The sequence below is a fragment of the Enterobacter sp. FUJ80071 genome, from assembly GCF_038739915.1.
GTDB lineage: Bacteria > Pseudomonadota > Gammaproteobacteria > Enterobacterales > Enterobacteriaceae > Enterobacter > Enterobacter kobei.
Genome location: NZ_JBBXKH010000002.1, coordinates 314,983 through 337,308, shown reverse-complemented (window position 1 = coordinate 337,308; position 22,326 = coordinate 314,983). Strand labels below are relative to the sequence as shown.

Sequence of the window (22,326 nt, the reverse complement as noted above, 5' to 3'; positions counted from 1 at the left end):
AATTCCAGTAATGTTGTTACGCTGAACCTATCACAAACCTGCTCTTAATACAGTTATCAGGAGTGACAGCGATCTTTGAGGAATCGTTTAAATCACGGGCATCCTGTAGCGGACGCCCGATATTTAATCAAATGTCGCAGGTGTTAAAGGAAGCGTTGCAAAGTTGCAACGTCTTCTGGAGCAACCTCCACGCAGCTCCTGACACTGTAGTGATTTTCGCCGTTGTAGTCGTAAACCCCACCGTCTTCAAAACTCAGCTGTTCAAGCTCGCCATGGCACTCTGAAATGAGTGCCGTCTGGCAAGCATTTTTCTCACAATCGCTGACGAGTAACCGAACATAGCTATTCTCATGGTCGCCGTTTCGGTTCTGGATTTTAACGATAAAGTGTTTTTCAGACATTTGTGCCTCCAGCACAGTTTGAGGTTAATTTAGCGTTGCCCCGGCTCACCGGGGCAAGAATAAATCAACCCTTAATGAAACTGTGCCCCCAGGTGTTAGGCTTAAATGCCTGCTCTTTGATATATGTTTTCATTACCTTGCAGGTTTTTTTCAGGGCTTTGGTATTGGCATCGGTTACTGAGATAAAATGGCGAGAATAACGGTTTTCCCGGTATTGCTTATCAGCGTTTGGGTCAATTGCTTCGCTTTGCAGGAGTCCTTCGTGCCTGCCAATTACTATTACGTAGTTCATTTCACCTGAAACACGATCCGTGAGTAATTGAATGGAAATATCAGTCGCTCGCGTGGCCTGGCTAGCAGAAATTTTTGCATGTAAGAAAGCTCCCTTTCGAAAGTTGGCCGGAGTCAAACCTGTAATATCCTCGGTGCTAAAATTAAGTGAAGATAGAGTTGAAAATAAATCACAGCTAATGACTTCAGTATTATTAGACATAACCCGGCTCCGCTCATATTCATGTTAAGGTAATTATATCAGGTTGATAGCATTACCTAATAACTTGGTGGCAAAAAGTTGTGGTTTTTGATTAACTAAAATTGATGTTCTCAATACTGCTCAAGAATTCTTTCTTTACACCCGGAGTAAAAGGTATACGTTCAATGTATTTATAAAGCGTCGCAAAGGTTTTGGTTTCAATGTTTCGTGAAATAACATCATCAATCGGGTCTTCGAACATATTAATAAAAACATCAATATGCTGCTCTCCGCTTTCTGAAGCTAAAGAGAGAATACAGACCACTTCAATGTAGCGGTTATCCTGCTCTGCAATGAACAACCAGTGCCCTTCGTTAAAGGCTGGTGCAGCACTGAAGCGTTTTACAACAATTTCTGAAAGAGCATATCCTGCCTGATCCAACAGATTAATAAAGTTGAGTTGAGTTGAAACCACGTCTAACGCTTTCATAAAACCTCCTTTTCATCTGTACTTATTATACTGTTACCCATCCCCCCAGCTAATAACCTCCCAGCAAACTTTCAAAAAAAATACCACCTTTAATTAGAATTGAACACATCCTTTTTAAATAACAAAAAGGATTATGAAACCCACAATGTTTGTGATGTGCCACCAAGGAAAAGTAACTTTTATGTGCTCATAAATCTTATTTCGTATTCACTTTCCTTTGTCTTTCGGTCGTAGATTATCAGGGGAAGCATAAGAAGAATATGTGAGGTTTAAGCAAATGCGGTGATCGGGCATTATAATTTGGTGAGGCTATTATAAGTGGATAAAGATAGTCGTAGGTATAGGATCAGGTTAAATTGCATTTTCCCGGTTGCCTTCCCTGGCCTACCGGTTTCAGCTCAGATACTAAGACCAGCGGTAATACTTAAAATATTCCTCATTTGCAGCTATAAACTCCCTCAAACCGTTCATTAATCCCTTCTCAAACGCTGTCACGATAAACCGGTAACCGTCCAGTGTTTCAATGTAGTAAATACCGCCTGGTGTAATTCCAACATGCAACACCTCGGCTGTCATCATAAACTGGCCTTCCGGAAAATCATGCGAAAGGTAAATGAAACCAGTAGTGGCCGATGCGGGTGTGGCATTCACTAAGACCCCGTTAAACTGCTGCCCGTGCCTCGCCGGTACAAGCTCACTTCCCCTGGTTGACTTATCAAGCAGCCTCTTAACATCTTTTTCTTCTTTTAACGAGGTATAGACCCGCACATCACTGTCATCACCTGGGCGAGAGCCGGTGCCAACATGAGCAAGACGACGGTAAGCACTGCGCATATTAACGTGGCAGGATGCCCCTGCTCTACCCTGAAGCCTTACGCCAAAGTCTTCGCAAAGTAACAAAATCTGACGTAGCTGGTTTTCATGCACGGACGCTGAGAGTGAAAGATTGAAACAGGAAAAGGTCAGTTCTAAAACCTTTTCGCGTTTGTCATTGAAATGAGCTTCCAGCCTGATGACTGGCTTTTCCGACATTGCAAAAGCTTTGTCCGTTACTCTGTACCGGCATTCATCTCCGAAACATTCTTTAACAACGCTGGCTATGACCGTGTCGTGTTCTCCATCTTCCGGAGCTGGCACAAAGATTTCAAATTGTGCCGGTGTATCCGGCTCAAGCAGAACGGGATAGAGACGCGGAGAATTAAGCAAAGCGCATTCAGAATTAATGAGCTTAACCCAGGCGCTTTTGTCGTCCGGATCCTTAAGCTGCTGTCCAAGGTTATCGCAAAAGTCAACTATCTGACGGGTATGCTCATCCGTGACTGCACAGATCAGGTTAAGACCATGCGTGGCCATACGCAGTTCCCGGGTTCGGGACTGGGAATTGATCGACCAGGGGTTAAGTGAAAGCGAAATAGGGCTTATGGAAGGGACGACCGTCTCATTCTGCAAATCTGTAAGCTGGCAGTTCGCAGTAGGCTTCGGGGAAAGGGTACTAAATATGTAACTTGCCTGTTGTTTAGTACTGGCCTGGATATAAAACATCGCGTCCATGCTTGTATCCCGGGATGAAATTGAAAATAGCTTCATTTTTAACCTTAATGGATGAGCGATTTATAGTCATGTGCAGACAAATGAACATTATGTGCGCCATCATTCCATTCAAAGAATAATCGATACTTAGAGTTTACTCGAATGGAGGAATAACGGTTTGACGTCATTCTTAAGCGTTCATAACGCAAGCTGTTGGATAATAACTCCCGCTCACTCTGGACATTATCCAGCGTTTCAAGTCGACACAGAATTGCGTTAATAATTTCAGAAGGAATACCTGCCGTTGTTTTTCCATTACGGAAGAACTTTTCAAGCCGTCTGTCTTTAAATGAATGGATCATAGTTCCTCCGTAATAATTGACCTTAAAATTAAATTAAAAGGGCTTTGAATTAATGAATACCTAAAATGCGGGCGGCAACTGCCAGCTGCTTATCACTTAACTGACGCTGGTGGGTTAAAGAAGACTTAAGGCTTTCCAGAAAATTATTACTACTGGATTGTTGGGTGATTGCATCAACCATTTTTTGATGAGACCTGCACCATGCTGTGAACGCAGAACTGTGGGCGCTTTCAGTCCTTAAACGCTCGTCTTGCAGGGATGCTGACACTTTGCGGGCAGCTTGCGCATTAATGCGGTACAGCGCATTCAGCGTGTAAGCAGTACGGGTCGTTTCGAGGCTGTAACCCGTGGCTTTACAAGCCATACAGCGACTTCTATAAAAATGCTTACGCTCTCCCCGCCCATTGCATTTATCGCAAACAATACGAAAAGTATATTCCGCAGTACCTTTTACAGAATCAACACAGCGGATTTTTGCGCTGGAGATTTCAATTCCACTGCGATCATAATATTTGGTCATAATGTGATTCCTCCGGTTAGTTCTGGAGTAATCATGACAGAATGAATCTACTGGCTAATAACCTGAGAGTAAATATTTTAAAAAAACATTGAGAGAGGGTCTGCAAATTTATACACGAAGGATTCAAATATAATTTGTTTAAAAAATTAAGAGCATTCTGAAGTAAAATTGCATCAAAAAGCATTCATGGATAAATCATGTACTGGTGCCAGCGATTTAAACGAGGACATTGTTCCGGTGTAATTACACAGTTTAGCATCATAGATTATAACCAAAAGGAAGGAGTCCTTCCCGTCTCGGGAATATTACTTTCCCGTTTGCAGTTTAAGAGACACTTAATGAGAAAGTAATAATTAAGTCATGCTCAACTCTACATTTTACATTGAGGATGGCGTAACAGGGTACGGCATACTACCGTACCCTTGTGTAGGGTTTATGTTTGAGGGAATTCTATAGCAAATGTGGCCGTGCCAGATTGACCACTTACAGCGGGAGTAACGGGATATGTGCGCTCTTCACCATTACCAAGATCCAGTGACAGCGATTTAGTTTCACCAGGCTGGACCGTAACTCCGGCAACCGTAACGCCGAACTGGGCGTTTTTCTGAACAGTCAGGGTTCCGTTTAACTGTCCGGTAATGATAGAACCGTCCTGACGACGCAACACACTGGTTCGGATGATGGCCAGCGGCGTGTTGTCCGTTGCTTTCAGTGCTACGGCTGTGGCCAGCGTCTTGAGATTATCCAGCATAATCAGGTTAGCTGGCTGGTAGGTAAAATTAAGCGTTTTAGTGGTCCGGTTACCTGATTCGTCAATAGCCAGAGCCTCCAGATGATACATCTGTCCCGATTCGTCAGTATTGGGGAAGATTCTGGGGTATTCAGGAATAAAGACATCCTTGGATAGCGGCGTGAATGCAAGGGTGACCTTTTCAGAGTTAGGTCCACCAGCGAGCTGAAGCGATATCAGGGAAGCATCCCCAGAGGCATCAGTAACGCTTATGCGTAGGTTCTCAAGCCCTTTAACCAGTTTTCCTTCTGCGTCTGCGCCATTAAAGCTGAACGCAATAACCGGAAGCGTTGAGTCAATTTTCAGCGGTGCATTAAGCGTTTTGGTTCCTGTGTTTCCAACAAGATCCGTGGCAGACACGCTAACAACCGTATAATCCCCGTCCGGTAGACCAGCGTATGAGAAAGTGGCGTTTTTGGTTTTATAATCGCTTTCACTGACAGTCACAGGCTTCAGGGTGAAAGTTTCCCCCCGGGCATTTTTAAGGGTGGCTTCGAAAACTTTGGTATCCCAGTAGCTGATGTTCCAGGCGTTGACGCGATCATTATCGGTGGCCGTCATAGTGATTGTCTTGGAGGCCTTGTTTACCTGAGCGACATTAACCACCGGTGGGTTGTTATCCCAGATAACCGTAAAATTACCAGCAAGCGCATCGAATATGCTGTCACCATCTTTTCCCGAGTAAAGATGCAGATACTCAAATCCTTTGTCACTGGTGTAGTTGAAGTTAACCGTCATCTCGCATGAACTTTGTCCGACAGGAATAGTGCAGAACCAGGCTGCATTTTTTACCGTTCTGAACTTTTGCACGTATGGTCGGGGTTCTGCGGTTACCTTTATGCGGCTAATGGTGGCGGTTTTAACGCTGATTGAGGCCTGAGTTAACCACTCACTGGTATCACTCCGGTACATCTCTTTAGCCACTATCTTCGGGGCTATTTCCATCGCCGGGGCTGGAGTGAAGTTGAGGGAGTTATGATGAATTCGTCTTACTCCTCCCGCCAGAGTCTGAAATTCATGATAAGTATCCCCCACATTTGGATATATGTATTTGAAAGTATAGATATTATAAGTGCTATCGGACGTCTGGAAATTCGAGTCCGCCCAGCCATATTTGGAACCGTTAACAGCAGTAAAGTCACTTTTCTTCCTTAATACCCGTACGGAAATAGGGTTCTGGAAGACGGTCATGCCAGACTGATAGGAGACCCATGATCCGGTAGTGGCGTCCTGCACCTGGATGATATCGTCAGGCTTAACCCGATCAATTACGCTTCGGCGGCTTAGTTCGCTCCTGTTTCCCGCTTTGTCATAAAGGTAGATCCCCACTTTATATTCAGAGCGGTTTTCCGGTGCCAGGGCATTGCTGCTTGCGTCGGCGACTTGAACGGTTACGCTACCTTCCACTGTATTAATTTCCGCTGGCTTTTTACGCTCCACTCCAGCGGCATCGGTTATGAAATATTCAGCATTAGCAAGCCCGGAACCTTTATCACTCAGTCCATTAAAGACCAGTGCCTGGACGCTGGCGTACTGCATACCGGCTGGTACTGAAGTGAAGATCGCTTCGCTGCCAAAGTTCCACCCATTTCTCGTATAACTTATGGTACCCGTTGCCGGAGGCGTTCGGTCAATTGCAAGCGGGTAATCCTGCCGGGAGACCTCCTTCCCTTGCAAGTCGGTAATCACCTCTCTGAGGGTGAAGCTATCTTCTCCCATCGCTGGTACGGTCAGAGTCTTGCCGTAATAATCAAAGCCTGTCGAAGATGTGGTACGGTCATCAACGGTAACCAGGCTGCTTTTCGTGCTCCAGATGAGGCTCCCGTCACTTTTCAGCAGACTGAGCGTAATATAACGGTCCAGACCGGAAATAACGGCAACGTCAAAGCTCGTTACCGGATTAATCCATACGGATGCAGGCGATACGGTCTTTTTAACGTTCAGGGTATCTTTAAAGCTGAATTCTGCGATTTCAGCGGAAGCTCCTGCGCTGAAACCTGCAAATGCAATAAGCAGGGCTAGTTTGATTTTCATGGGTTGTCTCCTGATCAGGTTCCCCATGATACTTTTTCAGTGTTCGTGATCTTTTCGGGAAAATAGCTATTTTTGATGTTTTTCTTTTCTGCCCGGCGGGACTTTTTTTGTTTACGTGAATGCAACAAAACCAGAAAAGTTACTTTTTGATAGGGTAAAATTAGGTTTCCCTAATTTCCAGAAGCAAGCGAAAGCAGAACTAGCTTAATAGCCATTAAGAACGCCATACCTATTGATAAATAACGCTCCTTACATTTAATGATTTGAGCATTTAAAAATGAATTAGCGAAAGAATTTTGGTTTGCTTTTTATTGCATGAGTAAAACAGTATTAATAATCCGGAGCCATTAGAACGTACTCTAAAGACTCCGGTATACAGATATCTTGCCAGTAAAAATGGCCTTACTCCTCATCATCCCCCAGCGCTTTTTTGATGGCGCGGCGGCGGGCTGCATCACCTACACGATATCCGACTGAATATACGTCATTCAACCGGCGCAGAATAAGATTTATTTCCTCATCCTGAATGTAGGCAGGTAAACACAGAACCACGTCGCCATCTTCATCATAGACTCGAACAACTTCCTTCTGCCCATCTCGCTCGCGAATAATCTGGACATGCTGAACCCTGGTGTATTCTGGGTTTACGCTCATTTTAAGTATCTCTCTGTAATTGTTGTTACCAGTTAGCTATAAGCCGGATAATTCTGGTATTCAGTGTTCTGCACAGCAATCGCCTGCTCGTGGATCATTGACACTGCCAGGCGGGCTTTAACTCGCTTGCTGGTGAGAAAACGCTTCACTTCTTTAAGTTCGCTGCCAGCCGACAGCATATTGAAGACATGCTGTTTGAGACTGTTGTTATTTTTGGCCACTTGTTTCTCCATCATCTTTGTACATGGTTATTTCAGGCTGGCCTGCCAGATCACACACGTTATCCATATGCTTTTGGACCCAGTCTGTTAGACCCAGACCTTCGGCCTTTGCCTGATTGACGTAACGCAGTTTACGTTCAGGGGTAACCCGCATCTGTAGTTGTGCCGTCGCTGGAACCGCCTCTTTCAGGGCGTTAAGGCCCCTCTGATCACGGGCCTGAATTGATGGTTTACCGCTAGGCATCTGATGTATCGCTCTCCCGGCGAGCGGTGGACAGCTCTATTTCTTTTGCGATAGCTTTATCTATGGCATCCAGCTGCATGGCAAACTTGATTTCAAGCGAACAGCGTAATGCCTTCAGGGCGCGTTCTTTGGTGCTGTATTGTGGTATGCCGTTCTGGCTACCATTCATGCCTCGCATGCGGCGGGAGGTTGCATCGACAACCTCTCCCTCTTCCCGTGTGCCGTGAACCGTAGTTCCGCTCCATGTCGGATAAACAGTGCCAGTGGCGGTGTTGAAGCTCCAGCCGTTTTGGTATTCCCCCGAGACCTCTGGTACGGGCATATCGCGTTCAACGCCATAGTCAGACCAGCGTAAAGCGCGGTTTATTCTGGCCTGTGCCACCAGCTCATCATACGCGGCTTGTTCTTTTTTATTCATCGCCATTTAGGGCAATCTCCTTAGAGGGGAATTAGGTGTTATATCGGTACGTAAGTGCTTTTCAGGCCTAATCTCTGACAAGGCCTGATGTGCCAGACTGCCGTTGCATTCACCGTTTTATGGCGGTTGACAGAGCCTCATTAAGAGCCGCAATTAGCTCAGGCGAAGTCGGCTCCAGATTTTTGGAAGCGTTCAGCAGCTCCTGAAGTGAAGAGATTTCCTTTGGCTCCACCTGGTTTGTTTCAGGTGCCGTTTTTTGCACTTCATCCAGTGTACGCTGTGCACCGTTATCCAGCACCAGCACCCCCCCGGCACGAATTTCTGAAATGGTGCGCAACGTATACATCAATTTATCCCAGACACGGCTACCAACCTCGAACCCGGAATCAGCTACTTTTTCTTCATTATGCTTTTGAAAAATTTCTTCTAACCAAGTGGTGAAGCGCTTTCCAAAAGTATTGGCGGCTAAAGAAGTGCAGGAATAAACCTGTTCGACCTGTTTTGTTCCATTTTTATCAGTGAATGTAATGAGACCGATTCGGCCACTGTTAACAGTGTAAAAGCGAGGTTGAAAGCCAGCTTTGAGAAGGTTTTCAATAGCTGAAAAAAAATCTTTTTTGAGCATCGGTTTCAAAATGGTTTTCCTTTTATGCCCGGTGCCGCCGGGGCGGTGGCGTTAAATATACGCCATGTAAGTAAATTAATTTATACCCATTTGATTGTCAATACAAACAAAAAAACAAACCATGTTTATTATTTTATCAACGATGCTATTTTAAAGTCCGTCTAAAATAAAAAACCAAAAAGTTAAATTTGAAGCCGTCCTTCCTAAATTCATTTCTTGCGCATATTAGCACCCTGCTTTAAGTAAATAATTTTTGAAAAAGTTGTCTGGAGGTTATTAGCTCGTGCATCTGGATTGGTAATATAAAGCCAACACAGAAAAGGAAAACAAAATGTATAAATTAGTATCTCCTCGTGAACTGACTGAGATTATTACCGGTTTACTGCTTAAACCTGAACTCCTTGGTGAGCTGGACTCACCAGAAAAGCATCGGATGTTTATGGCAGATTTAGGCCGCGTGGTGGCCGAACATTGTGGAGGTCTGGTAAACAGCGTCGTCTTGCCAGGAACAGAAGTTACAGTGTCGGATGGGTTACCGCTTAATGGCCAGCCGGTACGTTATCTCGGAATCAAAGAGAACATCCCTCACCTCCTTGTAGAGCCTGATGCTTCCTTACCTTCGCTCGCTAAAAACGTCTGGATGTATGCAGATCCTGAAGGCTGGAAAGAACATTTTGGAGCTGAGGAAGACTGCCTTACTCCTGAAATGATGCAGCTGTTCCGTAAAGGTATCCAGGCTCTTCAGAAAGAGCATGACACCCCTGAAATTAGCCTCACACTTCAGGACTGGCGCCTGGAGGAGGAAACACTGCCAGAAGAGGACAGTCAGGCCTATCAGGTCAGCGTTACCGGCCAACATAACATCCACTGTGAAGTTGTTAACAAGGAAGGTAACCCCTGTTTTGGTGTCATGTTCGAAATCGATCAGGGTGTGCCTGCCTTACACATCAACACCGGCGGGGATATGTTGCTCCACATTCATTGCGCCCATAACGGACTCGTTCTGACCCCTGATGCAAGCGGTCAGCGATTTGATAAGGCTCCCGTTGACCGCTTCTCTTATAACAGCCCATCCCTGCTGTTGTCTGCCGACTAACCAAGGCCAAATCTGAATTGTCCCGTTTAAGTAACCAACCCGCTGCCGCCAGGCGGGTAAATCCTCTTAATGGAGTTTTAATGCAAATCTCAACTGAAGTTCTGAACGTCTTATCTCGCTGCCGTGCTGAAGGGAACTTTCTTTTCCTGGCCGACCAGCTCGACCGCAGCATTTATGTTAAGACAAACAAAGTGCTCGAAGCCGCCGGTGGCAAATGGAACCGAAAAGAGCAGGCACATATTTTTACGGCGGATGCAGCTGAGCGTATCGAGCAAATCATTCTGACAGGTTCGGTTGACATCCCACGAGATCTGTTCAATTTCTTCCCTACACCTGAGAATTTAGTCACAGATATGGTTCTACGCGCTGAACCAGCTGCCGGGGAGCGTGTACTGGAGCCAGAGTTTGGTGATGGCCGCATTCTGAAAGCCTTAAAACTGGCGGCTCCGGATGCATTGATTACCGGGATCGAATTGAACGATGAGCGATTCCTTGCAGTGAAGAACGATAGTGTCCTTAGCACAGGAGTCGAGCTGGTGCATACCGACTTTCTTGGGTACCAGCCCGATGAAACTTTTGATGTTATCGTTATGAATCCACCATTCCTTAAACGCTCTGACGTTAAACAAGTCATGCATGCCATCGCAATGCTCGCTAAGCGAGGTCGCTTACAGGCCATTCTGTCAGCTGGGGTATTGTTCCGGGAAGACACACTGACAAAAGCGCTCAGGGAGCGAGTCAAACAACTTGGCGGACAAATTTCGCCTCTTCCGGATGATACATTTAGGGAGTCCGGAACAAAGGTCAAAACAGCCCGCCTTGAAATTGATCTTCGCCGCTAACTGACAAGCAACCGGAAAGAAATCTTAATACGAGTAGCCGGTTAAAGTTACCTGACCGGCTTAACTGACTAAATCAATAAAGAGTGAACAGAAATGACGCATACTGCCGTTTCTCAGGCTAATAGTGCTTTGCAGCTACCCACGGTGGAGCATGTCTACGCTCTTCTGAAAGCAAATTGTAAACCTGACCGCTTTGACGGGCGTGACGGACCCGTGTGGGGCCAGGAATACTCGTGGAATCTGGCAAAAGATCGCTTACAGGATCTGGAGAAATACGGTAAGGCATATGTCTCCCGTCATGAAGACCGTATGGGGGAAGGATTTAGTTTTGGTCCTGACCTGTTAATTATTCGCTAACGCTCCTAATGCCTGATGATATGGTAAGCACAACTGGAAAAATATGTTTTCAAAGCCTATGACCACTTTCACACCAGAACGTATTGAACAAATTTTGGAATTTGCCGAGGGTAGTAACCCAAGCGAAGCAATGAGTCTCAGAGCTGACGAAGTTGCTGTACTGGCACGTATTGGAAAGGCAGTTATGTCGATTGCGCCTGTTTATCAGTGCGAGTTTTGCCACCATGACGCAACCGGGCAACTTCAGTGGCACTGGGAAGATGTGAACAAAGCTTTTTATGATAAATACGATCCAGACAGACGCGGAAGACGTCGAATCCTCTATACCGCCCCGCCGATGCCTTTAGTTTCGGCTGACCTGCTTAACATGGCTTCATCTGCTATTGAAGACTTGCTCACTAACAAAGACAGAAGTGGTGCGGGAATGTGGAATGACATTCCAGAACAGCTACGACGCGCAGCAGAACTGGTAATGGATAATAGCCGGGCCGCTGAAACAGAAGCGATGCTGATGCGTCTTTATGTAGAATGTGACACAGGTGAGCGCAGGGGCAACGGCACTCAATCTGGCGTAGCAATGCCTTCTTGGCAAACCGTTGAAGAGGCACGTGTGTTGCTAGGGGTGAAATGATGCAGTTCTCGCCAGGGCAGTTTGTAATTCACAACAAGAAGCGCCTTGCGGAACGAAGGTAGACGTACTGACTGAGGTTCACTCCCCTCTCGACTGGTGGCGTAATGCCGCCAGGTTTTGATTCATATATGCCGTCCGTTAACGCATTTATATCTGACATACCTAATTTATCCTGATTCTTTTTTACACAAAGTAAAAGCATCACTTAATGCGATATGTGGATGCCGATAGTTTCAGGCTAATGTTATAAGTTTTGCAATCGTTGCCAGTTTGGACACCACAGAAATGTCAGATGTAATTCCAAAAAGAAAGATTTCCGTCCTGAACGCACAATAAGGTTTGTCGAAAGGCAAATTATAGATTTGTAATTTCGAGCACCATATGGAGAAGTTTTTTATACTTTTACGAACATAGTGACCTTTAGGAAAAGCTTAAAATAACACCAAACCTAAAGGGGAATAAGAATGAAACATCTCGCTTTTATTACTGCTGTAGCCGGACTCGGTATGTCTGTTCAGGCCCCAGCTCAGATATATGAATCGGCCTTTAAAGACACGAACGGTATTGAGATCCACGCCCCGTCTTCTCGTCTTATGCTTAATCCGGCATCACCGGTAACTTTGACACTTATTTCAGGTCTTGATCGTTTCGTTAATGTCAAAGTCACGAAAGACACTGGAACTGTCATTCTTAATACTACGACTACACGGACGGGTGTATCAGACCGACTAACAGCTGCTGACGGTAGTGAGTTCTACGGCAAAAAAGTAACTTTGCCTGCTTTGGGTGAAGGCAAATTTGTCGTTCAGATAAACGTGTTAGATCTCAATCAGAAGCCTGTAGCGACCTATAACTATAACTGGCTAATTGATGTCACCCCTCCAGCGGCAAATGCTCTTACCGCTAATACTGGTTCTGGCTCTACCGCTGGTGACGTGTGGAAGCTTGGATTAGAGGCAACGGGGCAGTATGACTTCACCTCTTCGGGCGTAAGTGATGCAAATGGTATTGATAAGGGCCTAATATATATTTACAGGCAGGACGGTAGCCTCTACAGCACTACACAGATGCAGTATGACGTATCCGGCCAAAAGATGTACCACACTTACTCTAAGAATTCAGTTAAGGGAACCGGAATACCAGACAGCAACCTGGATGAAGACTTTACTGCAAAAGTTGTTATCTTCGATAACGCAGGTAATAGCCGAACGCTGCCAACTCAAAAATTTCGCTACGACAACACGCTGGGTGAGATGACACTGTGGGCCGTTCATGATCCAAATACGTCTTCCAGCGTCGTACCCGGGGTTTCTAATTATCCGGCTTACAAAGCCGGTATGGTCGTTAACGAAAACCCTATTCGATTAGTCTACCGGATCCCAAAATCTAACTACCGTGCTTATTCAGAAGGTGGGCTTCAGTTCATCAATCAATATTCCGCCCCCAAAGAGATAGCTGTAGACAGCACTTATGCTTATGTTGAAATGACTCTTCCCTATGGCTCAATTAATGGGGATATGGCTCGTATGGCGAACTTTGGCCAGTGGGGAGGGTATTATCCGTCATACAGCCTCGTTCTAAACCCATCTGCAAACCAAACGCCTGCATTTGCGGGTACCTGGGTAGATTTCCTCGATGATAAGGGGAACTGGGTTAAGTGGAAGGATTTTGAGAGTGTGGCTTCATCACGACTGCCAATTAAAATTTCCCGACTTCGTTTTAACGTTGAAGCCCGGCCCTTTGCACAAGAGATCGGCGGTAAGGCGACCTGCACCATTCCGGCAGGAAAAACCTCGTGTGAAGCGCCTGAGACGTTTGATATGGCCTTGGGTACCCAGGGCTACAATAGGATCCTTTACTTCGTTCGCAGCATCAGCAATCCCATTTTGCGGTCTGAGCAATGGATTATGACACGCTGGAACAATAAACAACTGCCGGTAATAAACTCGATATCATATGACGAGACTAACAAGCAGCTGGATGTACTGGCGTCACTTGAAGGCGATGGTAACTGGTTCGACTCGGTCTCATTGAGGGAATTTTATCTTTCCGATAAGAACACCGGTACCCGGATGTCACCCACAGGCGTAATCAAATCTCGTATCTCAGGTAACTACACGATTGCTTATGATTTATCCCGTCAGTCTGAAGGAAAATACAACGTTGAGGTCAACATCAGGGACTTCTTCCAGAACCAGACCAATAAAACTTTCGGAGAAATTGCTCTGGATAACACTCCTCCGACAGTGGCCATAACATTCGACGGAAAGCCGGTAAAAGACGATACGGTAGTGTACGGCCTGGAGAACCTCAGGATCGCTCTGGCAGATAATCTGACAACCCCGAGGATAACCCGTCTTCAGCTCGTAGGTGGCCCCACAGCTGATAACGTTGAGCTTACGTGGTCACCGGCAGGCAAAGATACATACATGCCTGAGTATCCGAGGCTGTTCCCAAATTTCGAACCATCTGAAAATTATTCAATTAGCGTAACAGTTGCCGATAGTCAGTCGAATACCAAAACCTATACTCAGAAGTTCAGTTATCTACCGAATAACCTTGTGCAGTTACATAATCTACGCACATTATCGGTCAGTTCGCCTCTCAAAACGACAGATGGCGTACCCCTTGCGTACCTGTCCACTAACGTTCTGCGTAAGACAAATGGAGAAATTGCTAAAGGGGTCCAGAACGCAACGCTGACTGTGCGGAAGGATGCAGCCTTCGGTATTAAATTTAACGGGGCACAGGCGGCTCCAGGTGAGTCAGTTGAGGTGCAAATAGATATGGGCCAGGGGGATAATCTTCTGTTACCCGTTTATCCTTCCGAAAATGGGAAAGTTGGCACCTCAGAATTCATGATTCAGATCGACGAGTTGAAGTAACTACCCGGAGCCGACAGTAAAACTGACGGCTTCAATTTTACTGCCCTCCTTGACTCCGATCAGCCAGTACGTCTTCAGAGATTCGCAAGGAAGAACCGAAAGAAAAGTTACTTTAATCGTACGTTTCCAGCGATGCTTTTAAAAGACAATGCACACTCGTTGATTACGACAATGGGAGTGAGTGTCGAAACCCTTGAGTAAGGATACCCGGTAAATATACAGCCCCGGGGATCCTCTTCCTTCAACCGGGGATGACAACGGTAGTGAGTCCGGCAACTCACTCCCGTTGTCACTTCTCTGACATATCGTCATACGAGCTTACTCAAGTGCATCCACAAAGATGGGATCGTTTTGAATCTAAACTGGTACTGGTTAGCCAGTCACTTGCATCTATTCCCCCGTCGATACTTAAGTGACAATTGTAGTGATCTGCAATACTGGTGTCTCAGAAACACTGACGACGGTAGAGACTCAATACCCTAACCCCTGACAACAGGAGTGAGCTTAGAGGTGTTACGCTGCTGTCACTTAATGCTTGGGAATTGCCTGACTCACAACCATTGTCATCCGGAGCTACTGATTAACGTTGAACCGCTGGACTTTAATGACAGTGGTAGTGATGGATAGGCTCATTTCCATTGTCGTCATTTTATCGGACAAGCCTCTTCGTCCTACAGGTTTAAGCTGACAATGGTAGTGATTGGATGATCTCACTACTGTTGTCACTCAGTTCTTTGAGCGGACCCTTCCCTCGGTTGGTCGGCATTAACAACGGTAGTGACTCGATTGGCTCACTGCCATTGTCATCGTGTAAATGACGTACCTTATCAGCTCAGCTGAAAGCAATGACAACGGAAGTGACTCTAATTGCTCACTGCCATTGTCGTCGTGTCTATTGAGAGCCTTATCAGTGCACCTGAAAAGCAATGACAACGGTAGTGATTCTAATGGCTCACTACCGTTGTCACCGTGTGTATTGAGAGGATGGTCCACTTAACTGGACGTCTATGACAATGGTAGTGACTTTAATAGCTCACTACCATTGTCGGCGTGTGAATTGAGAGGATGATCAGCTCAGCTGTACGGCCATGACAATAGTAATGACTTAATGAGCTCACTACCGTTGTCACCCTGTTAATTAAGAGGCTCATCTGCTCTTCTGGAAGGCTATGACAACGGAAGTGACTTGCTGGGCTCAGTGCCATTGTCGCCGTATGAATTGAGAGGATCATCCGCTCTTCTGGATGGCAATGACAACGGTAATGACTTAATAGGCTCACTACCGTTGTCATCCTGTAAGTTAAGAGGTTGATCTGCTCAACGGGACGACTATGACAACGGTAGTGACTTGCTGGGCTCACTACCATTGTCACCCTGTGAATTGAGAGGTAGATCCGCTTAACCAGACGTCCATGACAACGGTAGTGACTTTCTGGGCTCAATACCGTTGTCACCCTGTGATTTAAGAGGTTGACCCGCTCTACTGGACGGCCATGACAACGGTAGTCACTTTCTGGGCTCACTACCGTTGTCGCCACATAGAATGAGAGGAGCATCAGCTCAGCTGAACGGCAATGACTACAGTAATGAGCTGGATGAAGCATAACCATTGACATCTGGCCCAACCGGAAGCCGTATTCGCCAATCCAATCGAGATTCACAATGGCCGTGACTCGCCGCATTAAGTTCCGGTGTCCTCCCAAAGCTGAACGCACACTCGGAGGACAATGACAATGCCAGTAAGGTACACATCATTACCATTGTCACTATAGCTACCAGAGAAGCCGGGATTTGAATGTCGATGGTAGTGAGTGGGTCAACTCACTGCCATTGTCACCCCGTTACGATATTTTCCGTTGGATGTACTGGCCAATGAAGTAAAGCGTAGAAACCGGGTGTTAACAGGTGACTCAGGAGAAAGCGTTGAATTCGCAATCTCGATCTACATAGGGTGGTAGAGAACAATGACAACGGTAATGACTTTTGACTCATTACCGTTGACGTGAAAGAGCGGGCTGGGACTAACGAAAATCGAAGAAGTAATTTAGCACCCGGAGCCTGAACCGCCGGGTTAACTTTAGCTGGCGTTGCTGTTCTTTTTCTGGCTTCGAAGACTACGAATATAGCGCAGTTCTTCAGCGGTTAAATCATGGACGGTAAGAACATCATCGCCGTCTATCGGGTCAGCTGGTGGGCATAACTCACCTTCTAAAACAGAAGACCCTGAGTTCTCTTCTTCATCTTCAACCACTTCTAAAGGAGGCTGAGTATTGTTCAAATTCAGATCGGGATCCCGCTTATGAATCTGGAAGTATACTTTTCCGTCTTTCTTAATTTCGGTGTACTGGAGGTATCCTATCGATGCCAACTCTTCAAGAGCCTTTCTCACGGTAGCATTCTGACTATTTGCTCGTGTTTTGAGGTTCAGACGATTTTTCAGCCGAGTAAGGGATATCGGTATAGGATTTGGCGGTAATGACTCTATGAACGTATAGAGAGCCTGGGCGCTTTCCTTCTTGGCCAACTCCTTAATTGCCTTCAGCTGCATCAAAACCTTATGATCGTATTGATAGAGCTCGAAAATCTTAGGATCAACCTGAAGGACAACCTGATCTGATTCCGGGTCTAACAGGGCAGACTGTACCAGATGCGTTGTATAGACTTTGGACGAGTTATTACTGGTGAACGACAAGGTAACGGATGCTAACCTGCGTAAGGAGGCGTCTATACGTTTTCTGGACGCTGTAGATGAGCGATAATTTTCAGGCGTACATAGCTTGAGGAATTCAGTGAATTTTAAGCTTATCGTGTCATTGTTAATCGGATGATTGGCATAGGTTCGAATGATGCCCATCCACGTCTTAAAATCTACTGACATATCAAGACGCTCACCGACAATTGAAATATTGGTGAACCCCTCGCTCTCCATTAAAGAGAGCGTCTGTAACTCTTTCGTTGCGTCAAAGCCAACCGTTTTATATTCCCGATTTTGACGCCCCACACTCTTTGGTGATGGGACGAACAGCCCGAGCCGCATCAAAGCAATAGACTGCACCGTACGGTTGCTGTTAGGACGCAAAATGATGTCTTTACCTGATTCTTTCTCTCTAACAGAGAAAGCCCTGGTGACCAGGTCCTGCTGCTCAGTATCTTTCTCTTTAGTCATAATAAGTTATCACTGAATGTGTAAACAGATTGGTGAATAGTAAGCCCCAGCGAACTCTATGTCACTGGATGGATCATTGTGATGATCCATATCTGTGCATAAGTTCTACCTAAAAAAACGACTCCACTCATTAAAACTTGGCAAAAACTCTTTGCATACAATGACCTGCAACTCTTATCAACAACGGATCAGATCAAGTTAAAAAGATCTAATGAAAAGTCACTACTATTGTCGCTCTGATCACTACTGATGTCAAAAAACTCATTACCAACGTTATAATAATCACTACCAATGTCAAAATAATCACTACTGTTGTCACTGATCACGTCTCAGGCCTTGTGCCGTCTGGCCTGGAGGCAGCGGGGATCTCTTTTGATCTATCAGGAACACTAAGGTACTAATTATTGGAACTACCTTGTGGAAAATGGGGATAAATAAATGCTTAGTTCTTATACAGGTCTCAACTTGCCTCCCTGATAAAAACTGTCGTCAAAGCTAAATCACAGCCACAGGCATTTTCGGTGGATAAATTTTTGAGAAATAGAAGCATACATGCAGACTCGTGTCGCAAGTAATTGAAAGTAATAATTTATTTAAATAATGCGAGTCACCTTACCTTACAGTGGAAGTTTAAGTCTAACCTCACTACCATTGTCACTTAAAATCATTACCAACGTCGAAATAGTCTCTACCATTGTCTTTTAAGTCACTCCCGTTGTCACTTATGTCGCTACTGTTGTCAGTGACAATGCTCCAGCCCAGTAACCATGCGGCCTACAGCGTACCGGGATCTTCTTTGTACTCTCTGGCACCTTTGGGATCATTTATTGGATCTACATGAGGGATAAAATCTTTTGACGATTTCGTAGTGCAGTTATACCAGCGACTTAGCAAGACAAAAGCTGCAATTTAGTGACGAGTTACTAGTCTGCCCAACAAGAGCAATGCAGAGAAGATATGTGGTGAAATGACCATGGTAGTGAGTCTAATCACTACCATGGTCCGCAGTAAGCGTTACTTACGCAATGAACGTCGGACTGATTTGCAACAACATGGGCTACGGCGCATCAGAAGACGGCCGTTGTGCTTCAGCAAAACAGCCCTGCTTTATTTTAATTCTTCAATGTTAATCATGAACTCAGATCTGCCTGTAAGGCCGGATACAGCAGGGAAAATAGGAAAGCTACGGCTGTCCCCGAGCCCCAAATCCAGTTGAAGCTCTTTGCTTTCACCTGGCATCGCAGAAACACCATTTACAGTCACGCCGAATGCAGCGTCCTTACGGACAGTAAGCACTGCGTCCTGAAGCCCTGTAGCGATTGAACCATCCTTTTTACGCAGCTGGCTGGCATACAGAACAGCCAGAGGAGTATTGTCAGATGTTTTGAGAGAAGCATTGACAGCTAAGGTTTTCAGATTCTCTAGCCTGACGAGATTGTTTGGAAGGTAGTTAAATTCGACTGAGCTTTCTTTAACGTTGTTCATCTCATCTTTGGCCTGAACTGTGAGAGTGTATGTTTCGCCTTCATTAAGAGACGGAAAGATCTTGGGATAATTAGGTGCATACAGGTTGTTTCCCAGATTCACCCAAGACAATTCCACCGCATCAGAAACAGGGCCACCGCGAAGAGTCATACGGCTTAAGGATGGTTTAGTTAGAGCATCGGTGAGCTGTATACGGACGTTCTCCAGCCCATATACTGTTACGTTTTTGCTGATCGGTTTTCCTTCGTAGCTAATACTTACAGATGGTGCTGTATTATCAACGACAACAGTTTGATAAGGGAGGTTACCGGTATTGTTGAATGTATCTTGGGCATTAATTACCACGTTATAACTGCCTTCTGGTACCTCTTTCATGTTGAACTCATACGTGTAGTTCCCAGACGCCATATTTCTACCTGTTTGTTTGCCGGTTACGCTTATTTCTGCGTTGTTACGGTTTTTATCTGACAACCAAACTCGATTTACATAAACATGGTCGAAATATGAACCATCTCCAGGTTGATTCACGTAAACCTGGAGAATGTTGGTGGTTTCAATGTAATCAAATCCAGTGACGGAGGGACCCAGTGTATGCCAGGCTATATTCTCCCATATAGGGGCAAAGAAGGTTGCTTCGGTGGTTGACCTTACTTCATAGCCACTATGAAGATAGCCGGTAGTGCCATTTATAATATCCTGGGGCAAAGAGACGGTACAGGTTGTTGAGCCAGCTGGAATACTGCATGTTGCTCCGCCAGTGATTTTTTGATCATATGGCCTAGCCTGTACATTGAACCGGATATTAGTAAGTTTTATAGGCATATCAGATGCCTTGAACAGGTTCCAGTTTACGCTGTTGAACCATGTTCCATCAGCCTTTTGTCGTTCTATGGGTGAACTTCCCCAAGCCGGACTCTTTACAGAGGCAGGATCCCAGTTGAGCCAGCTGGCATACTGACCAAGATCTCCTCCAGACCATTGATATGTATTCACAGGTCTATAGTAGTTTCCATCTAAGGCACCCTGTGGCAGCTTAACTTCCACGTAGACATAGGTGGCATCTTCGGAAAGGACCTGTACTCCGCCATAGTTATTGGTAATGCTCATGCCACCATTTCGATATGGCTTCCAGTTAGTTCTTGGGATACGTATAACCAACTTGTAGGGGTTTTCCAGCACTGTAAGGCCTCGTTTAAACGGGACGTATCCCGAAGAAATGCCGGGTACAACACTGGTGCTTACACGTGAGTCATGAACTGCAAATGGCGTAAATTCTCCCATTTGATCGTCATATAAAAACCGCTGGGGAGGAATGTTAAGCGTATTTCCTGCCAGGTCCGTAACGATGAAATTGAAGGTGAATTCTTCATCAAGATCACTTGAGGGCATGCCAGCCTGGGTGTTCATATCTTTAATCCACGGATAGAACGCACGTTTATTGGCTGTGTCATAACTCAGGTTATTGTCGGAGACCACAGAACCATTACTTCGTTTAATGACAAGACGGATCTTGGCAATTCCACTAGCATCCTCAATACCGTCTGCAAATATAGAAAACTGGCCACTACCGCCTCGGCCCAACTCCCAAAGTGGCCCAGAAAGTACCATGTCGTAACCTGCGTTTTGACTCGGATAAATACTCTTATAGCGTGGAGGAGTTGTATCAACGATGAAATGATAAGTAGATGTGCTCACTACAGTCTGGCGAATATCCAGAGTTTCATTGACTACAGTAAAGGTCCCTTCTCCGAGCGCCGGTAGAACCATATCCTTTCCATAGTATTCTGTTCCATCGGCAGCAACGATACGATCTGCAACGCTCGTTTTGGTCGAGACGGAGGAATACATAACCTTTTTATCGCTGTCTCGTGTGACCGTCACTCGCTCGTACCGATCAAGACCCGATATCAAGTTCAGAGTCAAAACACCAGCGGGATTAAGATATGTTTGTGTTGCAGGCTTAATATTCCGAACAGCCTTATTGGTATCTGTAAATGAGTAGCTAAATACCTGAGCATGTGCCGAAGATACAGTAGCAAGGGCAGTTGCAACCATGCAGCCAATTAGAGTTTTACGCATATGATGCTCCGGGAATAGGTTATAGCCTTATTCTACGGATTCAGCCTACAAGGTCCGGTCGGATAAAGTGATAATTTGCCTGTTAAAAGAGACATCAAGTGAGAAAGCAACCAACGTACAGAATGCAAAATGGCGGCAGTGCATCTGGATGACGCAAAAGTAACTTTTTGTACCCACTTTTTTGGATTTTAGCCTTCAAAATGAGTATTCAACCAATCATAAAAGTAACTTTTGATAGACGCTGCTCCTTTATGTTTGCCAATTGTGCTGATATGTTTTTAAATTCAAGGAAGCGAGATTTTAAAAGCATCTGTTGAGTCAAATTTATGTAAAATAACAGGGTAACCATCACTTCTAGGTTGAGGAAACCCAATGTTATACATGCTCTTATGCTGTTTTCTGATGCTCAACAGTACATTCGTTATGTTCAGAGCAATGTCTGCAATAAGTAAAGGATCCGCTAAAGAAAACCGGTCTGAAATATCGCTGATAGTCCTAGCAACACTTGGAATTGCATCACCATTCATTGTCGCAATGATTACTATTAATGAAAGTATGACATCTAAAACAGTAACAGATTTTTCTTTGGGTGCTCAGTGGTCCGGAATGGTTTCAGCGGTAGCGCTAATGGGGTTATATGCTCGACGCGTTTGGAAAGAGAAGAAGTCCTTATTTACTGGCGCTTTCCTGGCCTCTTCCTTAATGGCCTTTATTTTTACTGACAGCCTTGTTTTCGTATCCCAGAAGGACACCGGCGTTCTGGCTACTTTCGTACTCGATAAAAACGCTGGAGATATTGATTGTAGTCGCCCGGCTATGATTGTCCATTACAGTAAAGGTGTTCCAACGGACTGGCGTTGCCCAACCAGTATCATGTTGATGGCGTATTCTTCATATCCTTTTTTACCTTGGCCTGAGTATAGCCATGGTACCAGCCAGTCTCTTACGGTTGTTATTGATACATTTATGGAAAACGCTGTTAATCTCAGTCAAAAATAATAAATAAACCTCTCTAGTGAGAGGT

19 protein-coding genes are annotated in these 22,326 nt (G+C 45.3%); 6 read left to right on the top strand and 13 right to left on the bottom strand.

Annotation, left to right across the window (positions count from 1 at the left end):
- Window positions 1–143: 143 nt before the first annotated feature.
- The 11 genes from AAER43_RS24845 to AAER43_RS24795 form a co-directional block, all read right to left on the bottom strand.
- Entirely contained in the window at window positions 144–401 is a 258-nt protein-coding gene (locus tag AAER43_RS24845) for a hypothetical protein (RefSeq protein ID WP_001290639.1), read from the bottom strand.
- A 64-nt stretch (window positions 402–465) separates the two neighbouring features.
- Window positions 466–894, bottom strand: coding sequence for a hypothetical protein (locus tag AAER43_RS24840; protein ID WP_000069824.1), 429 nt, complete (start codon window positions 892–894; stop codon window positions 466–468).
- Window positions 895–985: 91 nt separating this feature from the next.
- Window positions 986–1,363: a hypothetical protein gene (locus AAER43_RS24835; RefSeq protein WP_000645320.1), complete on the bottom strand. Its 378-nt coding sequence runs from the start codon at window positions 1,361–1,363 to the stop codon at window positions 986–988.
- Window positions 1,364–1,768: 405 nt separating this feature from the next.
- Window positions 1,769–2,914 (bottom strand): hypothetical protein, encoded by a 1,146-nt coding sequence (locus AAER43_RS24830; protein WP_000339750.1) that lies wholly within the window; start codon window positions 2,912–2,914, stop codon window positions 1,769–1,771.
- Between the two features lie 44 nt (window positions 2,915–2,958).
- Window positions 2,959–3,255, bottom strand: a complete 297-nt coding sequence (locus AAER43_RS24825; RefSeq protein WP_000581857.1) for a type II toxin-antitoxin system RelE/ParE family toxin — start codon at window positions 3,253–3,255, stop codon at window positions 2,959–2,961.
- Window positions 3,256–3,304: 49 nt separating this feature from the next.
- Entirely contained in the window at window positions 3,305–3,775 is a 471-nt protein-coding gene (locus AAER43_RS24820) for a hypothetical protein (RefSeq protein WP_000170639.1), read from the bottom strand.
- 433 nt (window positions 3,776–4,208) lie between these two features.
- The gene (locus AAER43_RS24815) at window positions 4,209–6,599 is read right to left on the bottom strand and encodes an Ig-like domain-containing protein (RefSeq protein ID WP_000694551.1); all 2,391 of its coding nucleotides are present in this window, start codon (window positions 6,597–6,599) and stop codon (window positions 4,209–4,211) included.
- 402 nt (window positions 6,600–7,001) lie between these two features.
- Window positions 7,002–7,253 (bottom strand): hypothetical protein, encoded by a 252-nt coding sequence (locus AAER43_RS24810; RefSeq protein WP_000115760.1) that lies wholly within the window; start codon window positions 7,251–7,253, stop codon window positions 7,002–7,004.
- A gap of 32 nt (window positions 7,254–7,285) precedes the next feature.
- Entirely contained in the window at window positions 7,286–7,474 is a 189-nt protein-coding gene (locus AAER43_RS24805; protein WP_001107529.1) for a hypothetical protein, read from the bottom strand.
- A gap of 236 nt (window positions 7,475–7,710) precedes the next feature.
- Window positions 7,711–8,142, bottom strand: a complete 432-nt coding sequence (locus tag AAER43_RS24800; protein WP_001251242.1) for a hypothetical protein — start codon at window positions 8,140–8,142, stop codon at window positions 7,711–7,713.
- A gap of 103 nt (window positions 8,143–8,245) precedes the next feature.
- Window positions 8,246–8,761 (bottom strand): hypothetical protein, encoded by a 516-nt coding sequence (locus AAER43_RS24795; protein WP_012695482.1) that lies wholly within the window; start codon window positions 8,759–8,761, stop codon window positions 8,246–8,248.
- Window positions 8,762–9,092: 331 nt separating this feature from the next.
- On the opposite strand from AAER43_RS24795, the gene AAER43_RS24790 reads away from it, so the two are divergent.
- The 5 genes from AAER43_RS24790 to AAER43_RS24770 all read left to right on the top strand — a co-directional run bounded on the left by AAER43_RS24790 (window position 9,093) and on the right by AAER43_RS24770 (window position 14,572).
- Complete coding sequence (locus tag AAER43_RS24790) at window positions 9,093–9,857, top strand: hypothetical protein (RefSeq protein WP_000277498.1); 765 nt, start codon at window positions 9,093–9,095, stop codon at window positions 9,855–9,857.
- Between the two features lie 80 nt (window positions 9,858–9,937).
- Entirely contained in the window at window positions 9,938–10,699 is a 762-nt protein-coding gene (locus AAER43_RS24785) for a methyltransferase (RefSeq protein WP_001167418.1), read from the top strand.
- A gap of 93 nt (window positions 10,700–10,792) precedes the next feature.
- On the top strand, window positions 10,793–11,056 hold the full coding sequence (locus AAER43_RS24780; RefSeq protein ID WP_000149862.1) for a hypothetical protein: 264 nt from the start codon (window positions 10,793–10,795) through the stop codon (window positions 11,054–11,056).
- A 43-nt stretch (window positions 11,057–11,099) separates the two neighbouring features.
- On the top strand, window positions 11,100–11,687 hold the full coding sequence (locus AAER43_RS24775; protein ID WP_000491820.1) for a hypothetical protein: 588 nt from the start codon (window positions 11,100–11,102) through the stop codon (window positions 11,685–11,687).
- Between the two features lie 464 nt (window positions 11,688–12,151).
- On the top strand, window positions 12,152–14,572 hold the full coding sequence (locus AAER43_RS24770; RefSeq protein ID WP_000681217.1) for an Ig-like domain-containing protein: 2,421 nt from the start codon (window positions 12,152–12,154) through the stop codon (window positions 14,570–14,572).
- A gap of 2,077 nt (window positions 14,573–16,649) precedes the next feature.
- On the opposite strand, the gene repHI2 is transcribed toward AAER43_RS24770, so the two are convergent.
- Both repHI2 and AAER43_RS24760 read right to left on the bottom strand, forming a co-directional pair.
- On the bottom strand, window positions 16,650–17,738 hold the full coding sequence (repHI2, locus tag AAER43_RS24765; RefSeq protein ID WP_000159528.1) for an IncHI-type plasmid replication initiator protein RepHI2: 1,089 nt from the start codon (window positions 17,736–17,738) through the stop codon (window positions 16,650–16,652).
- Window positions 17,739–18,845: 1,107 nt separating this feature from the next.
- Entirely contained in the window at window positions 18,846–21,302 is a 2,457-nt protein-coding gene (locus AAER43_RS24760; protein WP_001232713.1) for an Ig-like domain-containing protein, read from the bottom strand.
- Window positions 21,303–21,674: 372 nt separating this feature from the next.
- Between AAER43_RS24760 and AAER43_RS24755 the strand changes: the two genes are divergently transcribed.
- Window positions 21,675–22,301, top strand: a complete 627-nt coding sequence (locus tag AAER43_RS24755) for a hypothetical protein (RefSeq protein ID WP_000966518.1) — start codon at window positions 21,675–21,677, stop codon at window positions 22,299–22,301.
- The last annotated feature ends 25 nt before the right edge of the window (window positions 22,302–22,326 follow it).